The organism is Duncaniella sp. (assembly GCF_029056165.1).
Lineage (GTDB): Bacteria > Bacteroidota > Bacteroidia > Bacteroidales > Muribaculaceae > Duncaniella.
The window spans coordinates 1-12,840 of sequence record NZ_JAIDBW010000025.1 but is presented as its reverse complement, the minus strand read 5'-3'; the positions used below and the strand labels follow the sequence as shown (position 1 = coordinate 12,840).

Below are 12,840 nucleotides of genomic sequence, written 5' to 3'. Positions count from 1 at the left end.
AAATATTGCTATTAGCGACTAAACGAAATTTTTTCAGAAACTCAAAACACATCAGCTATGAGCGAGGACAGACGCATTTCGATGAGGCTCACGAGAATTGAGAACACCCTTGAAGAGATCAAGCGGTCAATCACCGAGCCTGAGCCTCCAGACCGGATGATAACGGTGAACGAGGCTGCGGAGATACTACACTGCACACCCCAGAGGGTGCGGGACTCGATACACGACGGGAGCCTTCCGGCCACCCGCAACGGCCGCCGCTTTTTCCTGTCTTTCCATGACGTGAGGCGGCGCGCCGGGTATCGGAGTATTGAAAAAAAACAGAAGATTTAATACACTATATATTAAGAGACAGAGATATGACAGCATCACAGATCAGGGAGATAGACGCACGTTGCCTCAATGACTATCTCGCGACAATACAGGCATCGGACCACCGCTTTTTCGTGCGCAAGGTGGTGAACGCCTGCGGCGAGGGCGTAAAGCAAAAGACATTCTACAACTGGAAGGCCGGATGCTGCTGCATACCCGACTTCTGCAAGAAGATAATCGAGCGGATAGCGGGATGCACGGTGTTCCCTCCGGAACTTTACGACATGAACCCCGCGGCTGCCGGTGTCCCACGGCAGTCCGCATCCCAGAGGAAAGACAGCTGAAAGGCTGTCCGTTAGTCCAAACACATAAGGGAAGATGAATCTTTCATGGATACCGGTCCTTCATCAACTCCGCTCGGTAGATTGGCTTTACAGCGAAAGCAGGATGTTCCATCTCTGGCTGGAGATACTTTTCCGCGTCCAGAGGTCAAGGGACACATATCCTGTCAAGGGGGAGCCCGTTGCCCTTGCACCGGGTCAGTTCGTAGCCTCCACCAGAAGGCTGGCGGCCGCCATCAGCGTTGACAAGGATACTGTGGGACGTTACCTGAAGATTCTTGAAACCCAGAAATGGATTGAAAGGAAGATAATGGGAAACCTGACCCTATATACGGTGCTTGTCATGGAGCAGATTCCCGGTTTTACGATAAGGGAAGAAGCCATATCCGCCGAAAATCTCCGCACGGTTGGGGACACTCCTTCGGACACTTCTTCCGACACGGTTGGGGACATATATTATAATAATAAGAATAATAAAAAAAATATTTCTTCTCCCTCCCCCGTGCGCGAGGAAGAAGTTTTTGAAAAATTTTTAGAAGATGAAGAAGCACTCTCTCAAATGGCACACGCCCTGCACTGCAGGGCGGCGAAACTGAAAACGATATATCCGGACTTCATGCAGGAATGTCTTGTCAAGGAAAAGACTCACGGAACCATGCTTGAAATCAAAGACCATTTTTTCAACTGGGCCCGCGCCCGACTAAGCAGAGAAAAACGGAATGGCTCAACCAAAACGAATCAATCCAGAGGAGGCAGTCAGGGAAATCAGAGAGGCCGGAGAACGCCGCTCGAACCCGGTTGTGGACTTATCGAGGATTAACGAATACAAGCACTTTTTCGTGGCGTGCGCCCGGAAGGTCTGCCCCGGGTTTGAGATTCGGGACGAGCTGAAGGGCACCTACAACGACATCTTCCACTGGGCTATCATGGACTATGACGGCAACCTCGATCCGGACAAGGGGCTTTTCCTGTGGGGAGACGTAGGCACCGGGAAATCCACCATGCTCAGAATCATACGCGAGTTCTGCCACTGCGTCAGACCGCCAGTTGACGACAGGAGATACTATTTCCGCATCGACAACGTGATAGACATCTGCGCCGAGTTTGCCGACGAGTCGCCCGGCGGAGGCTACAACGCCATAAGGTGCTACATAACCTGTCCGCGTCAGGCGTTTGATGAACTCGGGAGCGAGACGAAGCCCACGGGCAGATGGGGTAACTTTGAGAATGTGATGCAGTACATATTCCAGCGACGGTATGACAGCCGCAACAACCAGTTCACGCACGTTACGTCCAACTATACTCCTGAACAGATAGCCGAGTATTACGGAGCGAGGATATATGACAGGTTCAAGGAAATGTTCAACTTCGTTGCCCTACGGGGCAAGACATTCAGGAAATCAACACAAAAAAACTTCAAGGATGAGACAGATACCAAGACAAAGACAAATACAAAGCCCACAGCCAAAACAGCAACAAAAGCAGGGGCAAAGCCGAAGAAGAAATGACGGGGAGGTGCGCCATGCGCCGTGATGTCCGGAGCATCGACCCCGATGCCCTGTATTCCATAGCCGCCGCCAAACGGCTGTTAGGTATCAAGCAGACCACGATTTACGAGTATATGAAGAAATCGCCCCCTGTCCTCCCTTACCGAAGGTCGGAAAACGGCTGGCACCGCCTTATACTCGGAAGCGACATAATATCCCTTATAGAAAATCCACGCGTGAAGCGCGGACGGAGACGCAAGAACCGATAGCCGACGTCAGTTCATCATGCAGGGTGGTAAATCAAGAAGTCTGCTCTGCCACTCCGCGAGTTCCGAGAGGTCGAAGACAAGAAGCCACGCACGGGTGCGCACGTCGTCCATGTCGGCTACCGCCTGAAAGTATTGTGCTGGGGTCGGCTTGCCCGTAGCCTCAAGCCACTCCCCGGCATAACGCTCCGGTTCGAGCGCATCGACAAAGGAGATGATCTCGTCAAGGAGAGTGCCGACACGTCCCCCAGACAGTTCGGCGGTAAAGCAGAACTGCAGACCGCCGGGCGTCCGCCTCTGGAAATCGAAGTAATATGAGCCGTCGCCCGTAGCCGTCACCGACACGAGCCAGCCATGCCTTGCTGCAATCCGTATAATGTCACAGTGTAGCATAATTCTTAATAAATACTTGAAATACAATTACAATTCCGCACATTCAGACCTGCCATGTCCGTGAGGATATGGCAGGTCGTTTTTGAGTTATCGTGTCCGGGTTAGTCGTAAAGGCGGTTCAGGAACTCCTGAAGCCTTTTGTCTGCTATCTTCCCTATCGGGCATGGATTGAAATAAGGCACCTGCACGACTCGGAGAATGCCGAAGCCTTGCTTCCGGTAGTCAAGCTCGATGTCGGAAAGCTCATTGAGCGACACATATCCGTACTCATCCTCACATAACCCTACCACTATGCAGAATAGCCTTGTGTCGTCACCATCCCTGCCGCCTTCAAGAATGAACCAGCGTACATTTCCGATGGCGAATACTGCCACGCATACGGCGTCCCTTCCTTTTCCGTCCTGGGAGTACAGAGGATAGTCCTTTATTGCTTCCTCAAACTGGGGTGTCAAAAGTCTGCACATATCAGTCAAATTCTATTTCATCATCATAAAGTTCTATCTTTGCTCCACTGCTGAACTCCACAATGAAGCGGTATCCGTTGCGTCCTACGATTGTACCTCGGTGGTAGCCTCGCCACGGCTCTTTGAGTTCACACTGCCGTCCGTATTCGGGGAAATCGGTATCGTCCATATCATTTATTTTTGAGGTCGGTATAATCGGGGTCATAGATAAGGTCAGCTTCAATGAGGTGGCTGTAAGCCTCGGTTGCAAGTTTGGATGCCCACTCGTTGCGTTGGTCATATCTACCCTTTTGGTAGTTGTAGGCAAGAGCCTTGATGTAGCCAAGACACACCTTGAAAGCCTGCTGTTGCAGGTAACGGTGCATTGTGGTCATAGCCATACCGGTCTTTTCGGTGTTGCTCACTCTGCCGTTGACAAAGTTCTCGAACTCTTCAACGAATGCCTTGTCGCCGTCGGCGATATTCATGAAGTCAATATCTGTGTTCATATCGGTTGGAGATTTAGATAGTTGCTTGATTGTAGATTTGTGGCTCGGAGGTAACATTATAGATGAAGTCACCGCATCTTACCAGAAGGGAGTCCACACCATAATATAGTTTCTTCATACCTCGTATGCTTCCTGTCCTGTGGAAGTTTGGAAAGCGGTCGATGCCTACTCGCTTGCCTTGCTCGATTGTCATTCTTTTTACTCTCATAGTTCTTGAAATGTCTGAGTTCTAATTATTTCTCCCTATTGTGATGCTCTTTCGAGCATCTTCGGCAGGGATGGCCGTTTTTACGTGCAGTTTTCAACTGCGGCCTGAAGGGAGATAAAAGGCAAGTGTGGAGTCAGCGGCAAGACCGGGATACCCAAATTTTGGAGGCACGAGAAAATTTGTGGAGGCTCACGGGCGCAGACGCCGACGGAAAGCGGAGCGGCACTTGACGTTACTCCCGGACGCAGTAACTTCGCACGGTAAAAACTCCACCCCTGCGATGCTCGGACAGAATCAATGAGAAAGATCCTATTCATAAAGGCTTGCCTAATCTACCAACCCGGCAAAAGAGTGGTCTCCCAAACAGCGGCACCGACACGAAAGCCGATACATATGAGGCTCTGGTGTCGGTGCCCTTTCAGGCCATGCCATACAAAATTCTATGGAACTTTCTGAAAATTTTTCGGTGATGCAGTCACGGAGAAATTTTGGGCCGTTTATAATCCGTTGATTTATATAGCTCCGCAGTGTAAACGCCTGGCATACAGATAGCGACCTCTTTCGTATGTTAGAAATTTTTAGTAACTTTGTAGCCGAATATGGAACAGTTCAACACATACCTGATGAATCTTGATCTTGATGCTCTCCGAACTTATTTCGCCGAGCATGGTCGGTTACGCAAGTATGAGAAAGAGGAACGGTTTGCACAACAGGGGACAGTATGCAGGTATATAGGGCTTATCGTCAAGGGATATTTCAAATACACCACCCTTAACACAAAGGCGGAGGAATCCGTGATGAACTTTGCCTTCGAGAACGAATTTGTGGCCGACTTCAACAGTTCCTATTCAGGCAATCCCTCGGAAGTCTCCATAATAGCCGGCATGGATTCAGAGATCTATGTACTTCCGTTCTCTGTCTTCAATGATAAATTCATGCACAGTAACGGAGATATGCCTTACTCGGTTTACAGGTCATTGTATCATATCGTCTATGACCGTTACCTCTACCTGCACCGGCATCCCACTCAGGAGCGTTATCTGGAGCTTATCAGGCGTTACCCCCGGTTGCTCGATACAGTCTCTTTGAAAGATATAGCCTCCTACCTTCTCATCACTCCCAATCATCTCAGCCGTATTCGGAAGGAAATTTCACAGGAAAATAAGTCCTGAATGTCCCGTCTATACATTTGTTAAGACCATTCTCATGCAAAAGCTATATTTTTGCGAAATGGTTAAGTTTAATGCGTTTGAAAAATCCATTGATTTCTCATTCTGGAAGGAGATTTGCGAGAAATACGGTAAACCGCAGCAGATATGTCGCGGCGAATATTTCGTGCATTCCGGGGACGTGATGAAGAATGTAGGCTGGATATTATCGGGAGGGTTCAAGCATTCGCTGACGGCTTCAGACGGGAGTAACAAGACTGTCGGTTTTGTGTTCGCAGATTCCATATTGGCAAACTATGAGAGTGTCATGCTCGCCAAGAAAATGCAGACCGACATCATAGCCCTTGAAGATTCAGAGGTAATCGTGGCTCCGGCAAAGATTATGCGCGAAAGGCTGTTGTGCGATCCGACACTTCACACGCGGTTCATACAGGCTCTCTTTGAGCAGCTTTACGAGCAGTTCCTCGATTTTTACAGATACAGTCCGGAACAGCGGTTTACCCGTTTGCTGGAACGTTGCCCCTTGATTGTGAATCTTGTGCCTTACAGTGAAATAGCATCATATCTCAATATCTCACGCCGCCAGTTTCAGAGGATACGCGATAAACTGACTTCAAAGGATTAATACCGACTATAATGCAAGGCAATATAGATGATTTCTCGTAGTAATTTTGCAGAAGAAAATCAAAAAAACATACACCGATGAAAGTATTAATAAATTTAGCACTTTTAATCCTGGCATCTACCTCGGCTTTTGCACAGGTTCCTGCCGATTCCATAGCGGATTCATGGGAGAAAGAACTTGAACTCAACGAGGTAATCGTTGTGGCAAAACGCCCTGTTGTGAAGCAAAAGGAGGGTAAGCTCGTCTATCTTGTCAAGAACGACCCCTATGCGAAAGGTCTTGACGGAGTATCCGTGCTTGACCGTGTGCCCCGTGTTTCCGTGAATAACGGTGCGGTCACTGTTGCCGGTAAAGGAAACGTCCGCTATATCATTGACGGCATACTAATGGAACTTGATGCGTCGGCCATATCGATGCGTCTCAAAAGCATGCAGGCGGAGGATATCGAAAAAATCGAAGTGCTGACAACACCACCTTCCCGATATGCAGCGGAACCCAATGCTGTGTATATCTCAATTACGACCCGTAATGAAACACTCGGTACCAAAGGCAATCTCTATGGCTCGCTAAGTTATGGGGTTAAACTACGCGAATACTTCAGCGGCAGTGTAAGCCATACCACAAGAAAGATCGAAATGTCGCTTGACGCAAGTGTGATGAACCATTACGGAACCAATGACAACGATATGGAGTATATATTTTCAGATGACTCTCCATCCCGATTATCCTCGACACGAAACAAATCGCACATGCTCGATGTCGGGACCAATGCTCTGTTCAGATATAAATTCACACCTGACATGAACATCGGTCTGATTGCTAACTACAATTATGAAACCTCCTCAGACGATGGAACGAACTTTACTGATTACAGAGGATATACCTCATCATCGCAGACTGTTACAAGATCACGACCCAATAATGCCCTTACACTTACCAGCTTTTATGACTGGAATTTCGGAAATAAGGGCGAATCCCTACAATTGACATACAATTATTACAACCGTCACAGCCCTACGATGTCAGACATTGTCACAACATATGGTGTTAACTCTGATGCTTCTGTAGTTAACGAGGACGGTAAAACCAATTATCGTTTTCACAGCGGTAAAGCCGACTTCAAACTTCCTTACAGTTGGGCGGAATTGGAAACCGGTGTCGCTTTTACCGATATACTCAATTCTTCCAAAAACTTTTCGAAGTATACTTATGGTAATGGTACTCCTCCTAACTCTGAATCCAATATTTTTGACTATTCAGAACGTGTAGGCGCAGCATACTTCACTGCCTCCCGTAATCTTGGAGCTGGTTTTTGGGGTAAAATTGGATTGAGATATGAATACACGTGGACGAAAGGTAAACAACTCTCTTTATCTCAAATTAACCGAGACAATTACGGACACCTGTTCCCTACATTTAATCTCTCGTGGAATAAAGACCGCATCGGTTCCTTCAATATAAGTTACTCAATGGGTATGGGCCGCCCTAACCTGTGGGAACTGAATCCGTTCAAATACTATTCAACTACCGACGAGTATTCAGCAGGAAATCCAACACTGAAACCAACGATATATAACAATGCCGAGATAAATTATTATGGACTTGGAGGACTGTATGCCGTTCTATATACTTCATTTGCATCAGACGCTATTGGATATGTCCGCAGATTTGATGAAAAAGACATTATCAGCACCATACCATATAATTGTCTATCTACAAATAAGACGGGACTCTATGCCAATTACAGACGCACATTCTTTGATCGTTGGGATATCAGTGCCGGTGGTGAGGTGTTTCGCACATACTCACAAAGCGATGTTCCTGATTTCAAGGTCAAGAGTATGGAAGATTGGTCAGGCAAACTTGAACTGTCTACCAACTTAATGCTCAACAGACAAAGGACATTGATTTTCAGTGCACAGTTTACCCACTTTTTTCCATGGCAACAAAACCTGATAAATTACGAATCATTCCAGTTGCTCAATCTCTCCCTCAGATACTCATTGCTCAATGATCGACTAAGTCTGCGACTGAGTGCAAACGACATTTTTGGATGGAACAAGACGAAGTCAAAGGAACATTATGCCGACTATACCATACACCAGACATTTAACGCTCATTCTGCTTATGTGCTGTTTGGAGTTAGCTACAGCTTCGGACGTGCGACAGTCAACAATGTGTGGCGTGACTCCAAGGAAGACCAATCAGGCAGAACAAAATAAGCAACAAATATATTTATGCAAGGATGGAAGCTCTCGGCAGGGATGTCGGGAGTTTCTTTTATTAAGAAACCCGTACCCCAATGGGTATATTTTACTGTTTGTTCGCAATTATACCCATTTGGGTATGCCAAGAAACTATAAATCACAGTAATTTTGCATAGTAAAATATACAATCATGAGATTGAATTTATTAAAATTAGCTGTAATCATGTTTGCAGCGTGTCCATTGAGCGGCATGTATCAGAAATAGAATTTCGGTGTAGAGGCAGGATATGTTGCCAATACGCTGGCTGTAGAAGAATATGAATCCACTGCCCGAAACGGATTTAAGTTCGGCGTGGACGCTGAATATACCCTCGGCAATCACATTTCGTTTGAATCCGGACTTGCCTATATCCGTAAGGGTGCAACAACTTCTGGAGACAATATGTGGAGCTCCAGAATCAGTTCCATTAAATTTGCAGAGATGAACTATCTTCAGATTCCTCTGATGGCGGGGTATAAGTTCGATTTAGGCAAACATTTCAGCATCAAGCCGGAAGTTGGAGGATACTTCGCGGTTGGCATAAACGGAGACTCCTTTGTTACCGGAGTGGACAATTACAATCAACCATACGAGGCGAGAGTCAATACATTCTCACATACTGAGAGCCGGGAGGGCATTGCCCCTTTCAGACCATGCAACCGAGCAGACGGAGGATTGGCGTTTGCCCTTAATCTCAACTACCGTCATTTCACACTGAAGGCTGAATACGATCTCGGACTTGCCACAGCTACGTATTACGGCAACGGCAAGCAACGTACACTCTCTGTCTCATTAGCCTATTGGCTATTTTGAAATAATGACAGTTTTTCATACTAAAGTAAAGTCCTCGATATTTACAGTCTGGGCTTCACTTGTGTTCCTGATAGCTTTGCGAGGCACGTTTCCACAGCAGGCGGTTTTGGCGAGGGTGCGAGGCAAAACCGCCCCGACCCTCTCGGGCTGGGGCGATTGCCATTTCAAGAACTCGGATTAAGCTGCCGTTTCCTCCGTCTGCGTTGTCTCGGCTTCCGTCTGCGGTGCTTCTTCCTCGGTGTCGGTTGTCGGTTCGGGAGCGGTCGGTGTCTCGCTCTCCTTTTCGATTTGCTCATTATAGACCGCTATCCTCTCGGCTATGCGCTGATGACGCTTCTCGTAAACCTCCTTGTACTCGGCTTCGATGTTGGCAAGTTCCTCCGGCATGTGCTTCTTGGAGAAGGCAAGAAGAAAACCGGCAATGGCGTTGTCTCGATACGCTCCCTTGAAGTTCTCAATCAGGAAGTCACGGCGGATAATCGCCTTTTTCCTTGCATTGAGGTTTTCAATTATTGTCAGTTTCTCGCTCTCGTCAAGGCAATGGAACGACTGCTTGCGGTCGGTCAGTCCTACGGCTTCGTAATGCTCCCTGCGGAGCGCGGAAAGTAGGAAGTAATATATCATCTTGTCCTCGTCCTGCGTGAACTTGCTCTCCGTGATGTCGGCATTGAGGATTTGTTTCTTTACGTCCTCAATCGTGCGCTCCATTGCTATTTCCTTGTTGCGCTTGTCCTTTGCCTCCAACTTGGCAATCTCGGCTTGTGGCGTGTTCTCCTGCGCTCCGTTGGATTTGACGCTATCGGAAGCGGTGGCGTTGTTCATATAGGCGAGATACACGGCTTGGTGGTTGAAAAAAACGTATAGGGAGATTTCCCCTGCTTCAAGTCGGGCGTCCACCTTTTCAAGTTCGGTATTGTAGCGGTTGAGTGCGTTCTCGTATCTTTCCCTAATGTTGTTGTAATCCTCGGGATTTTCATAGTCTGCCTCGTTGGGTGCGACAGGCTCTACAGGATAAGGATATGGAGAGCCGTTGATTTCAGCGATTTCATATCCCATTTCGGTAAGACACCCTGCCACTGCCTCGTTCTTGTTGTACTGGCTTTGCAGGAATACTGCGGTCGGGTGTTGTTGGATAAGGTAGAGAGCGGTGTCAAGGATATGGGCGTTGTGCTTCTCGGTGAGGCATTGACGGTTGGCGCAATTACCCTCGTCTCCCTCCTCGGTAAATAGAAGGAGGTTGCAAGTGTTGTGGGGACATAGGGCGCAGGCGGATTTGTCGAACTTGTAACGGCATAGGCTTGTGGTGTATTCGTTCTCAATCCTCTGCGCAAGTTCGGAGGCTTTGAGACCTCTCCAAGTGCCATAATTGGCGTTCTCGAAGTGCGATGTATAGACCTCACGCTGAATGTCCTCGGAGTAACGGCATATCTCGGCTGCCACGCTGACGGTGATTTCGTCTGCGTCAAGCATTCGGGCGATTTCGGGAATTAGGGTTGCGAATTTTAGGCGTGTGCGGATATAAGCCACTGACTTGCCGAACTGAACCGAAAGCGACTGCACGTCATGACGTCCGGTGTCTATAAGACGCTGAAAGGCGTTTGCTTCCTCGGTGGGCGTGATGTTCTCACGTTGCAGGTTCTCGGCTATTGACATTTCCTCGGCTTTTGCCTCGTCAACGTCATAGACCACTGCCGGAATGGTCTCTTTGTCAGCAATGAGGGAGGCGCGGTAGCGTCTTTCTCCGTAGATGATTTCGTAGCGGTCGGTGTCTGCGATGGGTCGGAGTGCGATAGGCTGTATCACTCCCTGCTGACGTATGCTGTCGGCGAGTTCGCCGAGGCTCACGTCGTTGAAGTCACGACGGGGGTTGAATGAGTTGGGCTGAATGTTGGCGAGTGCCACGATTGTGGCGTTGACTGCGGTTGCAGACTGAATTGAGGTTGCTTCCATACTTGTAAAATTTTAAGTTCTTTGAAATGTTTGAGTTCTAATTCTTTTCCCTTTTGTTTGAAGCCTTTTGGCTTCTCGTGTCCGGGGAATTTTTACGGTACATTCAAGACGGAGGGCACGAGGGGACGAAATGCAAGCGTGGCAAGTGAAAAAATATGGAATACCCAAATCTGTGATTTGCGGAAGGCTGCCGAATTTTTTCATGCAGCCAAGCCGTAGGCGATCGCTTGCTGTCGGCACCGCCCTCCGTAACTTTGTAGCGAAAAAACCACGGTCGCAGAAGTCAGCGGATCAAGAAGGAAAGAAAGCCCTGTTTCGGCCGAAAGCCGAAGGAGTATTGTAGAATATGGAACCGTTACGAGTTGATGAAACGCCCTTTTGTGAAAAAATCCTCTTAAAATACCTCTTAATGCCTGATATTCACGACAAATGAGACAAATGTCCCACTGACTATCAGATATTTTTTGTAATTTTGCTTAATTAGAGATAATAGACACATGAAACTGTGGCAGAAAATATTTGTGTGTTATTACCGTTTTCAAGAGCGTATCGGAAACGGAGATATGCCCGTATTTATGTCTATGGGTATGATATTATTCGCCTTTTACTTGTATTTAACTGGAATTTCAACTGGGATTTCATTCTTTTGGGTTGATGTTATGGATAATCAGGCTGCGTTAGATCTTAAAACTCTGACGTTCTGTAATATTGTAATATGTTGCTTGTTGGGTGTATGGTTTTACTTAAAACATCTTCGTGGTTACAGACTGAAAGAAACGTTATCTATTGAAATATCACTCACTGATAAGGTAATAGCCACTGTCTTCTTTATCGGTAGCATATTATGTCTATGTGCTGTATTTGCTTTTATGTGGGCAGTAAATAATGGATTTATATTGGAAGGAGGGAAGCCATGAAACTGGCCGATAAACGATTTTGGAATGGAGAGAAAACGAGGTTTTATCCGTCTTTCAAGTATTCACTATTAGACAGTGTGCTATTCGCTATCTCATGGATTTTAGCCCTGAGCCTGATATTATGCTTAATCTGCATAATTATTGGTTTGCCTAACGAGGAAAGTATCTTTTGGCACACAATTTCTGTTGGTTTAATCTTTCTTCTCATAGTATTCATTATTTTAAACGTAATGTTCTTATATGAGAATTGGGTGAAGCAATATATCATTATAGGCAAGGTAAAGAAACTGTTGCCAGAAGGATACGCCATGAAAAGCATCAACTTTGATAGTGGAAGAAAGGATTATAAGATAATATTGGAATATAAGGGTAAGATGTTTCGAGCAACAATCGAATATCCATTCTTTTATCTAAGTGAGAATGGAGTACGCGCACTCGGAGCGTTGAACATTGGGTCTCGCAAGTGTTTTGCAGAGAACAAGTCGTTAATAATGGACTATATGTCTTGATTCAGTATTATATGCGACAAAACTACATACGATTTTGGCATAGTTGGGGAGCATGAATCATTCAAATTGTTATTATGGCAAGGAACAAATATAGTTTTTTCAAAAGAGGAGATGTTATCAGAACAAATCCCCAGGAAGGTTTTTATGGCATAGCTGTAGTTCTTGATGATGGCGTAAAATTAGAACTATCTCCCAATAAATGGTCATATCCAATGTGTCATATTGCAATTACTCCTCTCATATATGACTTTGAAGTGACTATAGAAGATATAGACATACCCCAACTTCATCCTCTGAGGTTCCAACGATGCTATTGTTTAAAAAACACACCTGAATTTTTCAAGGAAGAATTATTGGTACATATATACACAACCCGGAATGTAGCCCAATTTCCTGTTATTGGAAATATTGACCCATCTAATATCTATAAGGGTGATTTGTCATGGGAACCAAAATCAGATAGATTCTTCTTTTATGGAGATACTCAAAAATATTTAGGTAGGGAAGCATATCTTAATTGGCTTAATATGTCCTCAACTACAAATAAACAATGAAATCCCGATGCTCAAACATTAGGTTTCCGAAAAACAAAGATATTATTCATTACGACTCACCATTTCAATTATAGGCAATGACGCGAAAAGACTTTGA

16 protein-coding genes and 1 pseudogene are annotated in these 12,840 nt (G+C 46.2%); 11 read left to right on the top strand and 6 right to left on the bottom strand.

Annotated elements, in window-relative coordinates; genetic code table 11:
• The first annotated feature begins 57 nt into the window (after positions 1-57).
• Genes K2G41_RS05650 through K2G41_RS05630 form a run of 5 tightly spaced genes read left to right on the top strand, consistent with a single transcriptional unit; the run spans position 58 to position 2,409 of the window.
• Positions 58-333, top strand: coding sequence for a helix-turn-helix domain-containing protein (locus tag K2G41_RS05650; RefSeq protein ID WP_300116259.1), 276 nt, complete (start codon positions 58-60; stop codon positions 331-333).
• Positions 334-359: 26 nt separating this feature from the next.
• Complete coding sequence (locus K2G41_RS05645; protein ID WP_300116256.1) at positions 360-656, top strand: hypothetical protein; 297 nt, start codon at positions 360-362, stop codon at positions 654-656.
• 34 nt (positions 657-690) lie between these two features.
• Complete coding sequence (locus tag K2G41_RS05640; RefSeq protein WP_300116253.1) at positions 691-1,473, top strand: hypothetical protein; 783 nt, start codon at positions 691-693, stop codon at positions 1,471-1,473.
• A gap of 19 nt (positions 1,474-1,492) precedes the next feature.
• On the top strand, positions 1,493-2,161 hold the full coding sequence (locus K2G41_RS05635; protein ID WP_300116250.1) for a hypothetical protein: 669 nt from the start codon (positions 1,493-1,495) through the stop codon (positions 2,159-2,161).
• Positions 2,162-2,175: 14 nt separating this feature from the next.
• Complete coding sequence (locus tag K2G41_RS05630; RefSeq protein ID WP_300116248.1) at positions 2,176-2,409, top strand: hypothetical protein; 234 nt, start codon at positions 2,176-2,178, stop codon at positions 2,407-2,409.
• 6 nt (positions 2,410-2,415) lie between these two features.
• On the opposite strand, the gene K2G41_RS05625 is transcribed toward K2G41_RS05630, so the two are convergent.
• The 5 genes from K2G41_RS05625 to K2G41_RS05605 form a co-directional block, all read right to left on the bottom strand.
• A complete protein-coding gene (locus tag K2G41_RS05625) occupies positions 2,416-2,799 on the bottom strand; it encodes a hypothetical protein (RefSeq protein WP_300116245.1) in 384 nt (127 codons plus the stop codon).
• Between the two features lie 101 nt (positions 2,800-2,900).
• On the bottom strand, positions 2,901-3,263 hold the full coding sequence (locus K2G41_RS05620) for a hypothetical protein (RefSeq protein ID WP_300116242.1): 363 nt from the start codon (positions 3,261-3,263) through the stop codon (positions 2,901-2,903).
• Between the two features lies 1 nt (position 3,264).
• Positions 3,265-3,432, bottom strand: a complete 168-nt coding sequence (locus K2G41_RS05615; RefSeq protein WP_300116239.1) for a glyoxalase — start codon at positions 3,430-3,432, stop codon at positions 3,265-3,267.
• Between the two features lies 1 nt (position 3,433).
• Positions 3,434-3,751: a sulfide:quinone reductase gene (locus K2G41_RS05610; protein WP_300116236.1), complete on the bottom strand. Its 318-nt coding sequence runs from the start codon at positions 3,749-3,751 to the stop codon at positions 3,434-3,436.
• Positions 3,752-3,764: 13 nt separating this feature from the next.
• Complete coding sequence (locus K2G41_RS05605) at positions 3,765-3,959, bottom strand: hypothetical protein (RefSeq protein WP_300116233.1); 195 nt, start codon at positions 3,957-3,959, stop codon at positions 3,765-3,767.
• Between the two features lie 599 nt (positions 3,960-4,558).
• Here K2G41_RS05605 and K2G41_RS05600 point away from each other — a divergent pair.
• The 4 genes and pseudogenes from K2G41_RS05600 to K2G41_RS05585 all read left to right on the top strand — a co-directional run.
• The gene (locus K2G41_RS05600; RefSeq protein ID WP_300116230.1) at positions 4,559-5,131 is read left to right on the top strand and encodes a Crp/Fnr family transcriptional regulator; all 573 of its coding nucleotides are present in this window, start codon (positions 4,559-4,561) and stop codon (positions 5,129-5,131) included.
• Between the two features lie 58 nt (positions 5,132-5,189).
• Positions 5,190-5,753, top strand: a complete 564-nt coding sequence (locus tag K2G41_RS05595; protein WP_300116227.1) for a Crp/Fnr family transcriptional regulator — start codon at positions 5,190-5,192, stop codon at positions 5,751-5,753.
• A 77-nt stretch (positions 5,754-5,830) separates the two neighbouring features.
• Positions 5,831-7,975 carry an outer membrane beta-barrel family protein gene (locus K2G41_RS05590; RefSeq protein ID WP_300116224.1) on the top strand — a complete coding sequence of 715 codons (2,145 nt, stop codon included), beginning with the start codon at positions 5,831-5,833 and terminating at the stop codon, positions 7,973-7,975.
• 262 nt (positions 7,976-8,237) lie between these two features.
• A pseudogene (locus K2G41_RS05585) lies at positions 8,238-8,813 on the top strand (porin family protein); the annotation flags it as partial.
• A 177-nt stretch (positions 8,814-8,990) separates the two neighbouring features.
• Here K2G41_RS05585 and K2G41_RS05580 read toward each other — a convergent pair.
• A complete protein-coding gene (locus K2G41_RS05580; protein WP_300116221.1) occupies positions 8,991-10,763 on the bottom strand; it encodes a ParB/RepB/Spo0J family partition protein in 1,773 nt (590 codons plus the stop codon).
• Positions 10,764-11,260: 497 nt separating this feature from the next.
• Here K2G41_RS05580 and K2G41_RS05575 point away from each other — a divergent pair, with 497 nt between their 5' ends.
• Together K2G41_RS05575 and K2G41_RS05570 are read left to right on the top strand one after the other, a co-directional pair.
• Complete coding sequence (locus tag K2G41_RS05575) at positions 11,261-11,680, top strand: hypothetical protein (protein WP_300116218.1); 420 nt, start codon at positions 11,261-11,263, stop codon at positions 11,678-11,680.
• 583 nt (positions 11,681-12,263) lie between these two features.
• Positions 12,264-12,743, top strand: a complete 480-nt coding sequence (locus tag K2G41_RS05570; RefSeq protein ID WP_300116205.1) for a hypothetical protein — start codon at positions 12,264-12,266, stop codon at positions 12,741-12,743.
• Positions 12,744-12,840: the final 97 nt, after the last annotated feature.

Bases quoted from the DNA above. Each gene is read 5' to 3' on its own strand.
- K2G41_RS05605 (WP_300116233.1), bottom strand. From the start codon at position 3,959: ATGAGAGTAAAAAGAATGACAATCGAGCAAGGCAAGCGAGTAGGCATC.
- K2G41_RS05645 (WP_300116256.1), top strand. From the start codon at position 360: ATGACAGCATCACAGATCAGGGAGATAGACGCACGTTGCCTCAATGAC.
- K2G41_RS05595 (WP_300116227.1), top strand. From the start codon at position 5,190: ATGGTTAAGTTTAATGCGTTTGAAAAATCCATTGATTTCTCATTCTGG.
- K2G41_RS05615 (WP_300116239.1), bottom strand. From the start codon at position 3,432: ATGGACGATACCGATTTCCCCGAATACGGACGGCAGTGTGAACTCAAA.
- K2G41_RS05600 (WP_300116230.1), top strand. From the start codon at position 4,559: ATGGAACAGTTCAACACATACCTGATGAATCTTGATCTTGATGCTCTC.
- K2G41_RS05580 (WP_300116221.1), bottom strand. From the start codon at position 10,763: ATGGAAGCAACCTCAATTCAGTCTGCAACCGCAGTCAACGCCACAATC.
- K2G41_RS05625 (WP_300116245.1), bottom strand. From the start codon at position 2,799: ATGCTACACTGTGACATTATACGGATTGCAGCAAGGCATGGCTGGCTC.
- K2G41_RS05570 (WP_300116205.1), top strand. From the start codon at position 12,264: ATGGCAAGGAACAAATATAGTTTTTTCAAAAGAGGAGATGTTATCAGA.
- K2G41_RS05630 (WP_300116248.1), top strand. From the start codon at position 2,176: ATGCGCCGTGATGTCCGGAGCATCGACCCCGATGCCCTGTATTCCATA.
- K2G41_RS05650 (WP_300116259.1), top strand. From the start codon at position 58: ATGAGCGAGGACAGACGCATTTCGATGAGGCTCACGAGAATTGAGAAC.
- K2G41_RS05620 (WP_300116242.1), bottom strand. From the start codon at position 3,263: ATGTGCAGACTTTTGACACCCCAGTTTGAGGAAGCAATAAAGGACTAT.
- K2G41_RS05640 (WP_300116253.1), top strand. From the start codon at position 691: ATGAATCTTTCATGGATACCGGTCCTTCATCAACTCCGCTCGGTAGAT.
- K2G41_RS05575 (WP_300116218.1), top strand. From the start codon at position 11,261: ATGAAACTGTGGCAGAAAATATTTGTGTGTTATTACCGTTTTCAAGAG.
- K2G41_RS05590 (WP_300116224.1), top strand. From the start codon at position 5,831: ATGAAAGTATTAATAAATTTAGCACTTTTAATCCTGGCATCTACCTCG.
- K2G41_RS05610 (WP_300116236.1), bottom strand. From the start codon at position 3,751: ATGAACACAGATATTGACTTCATGAATATCGCCGACGGCGACAAGGCA.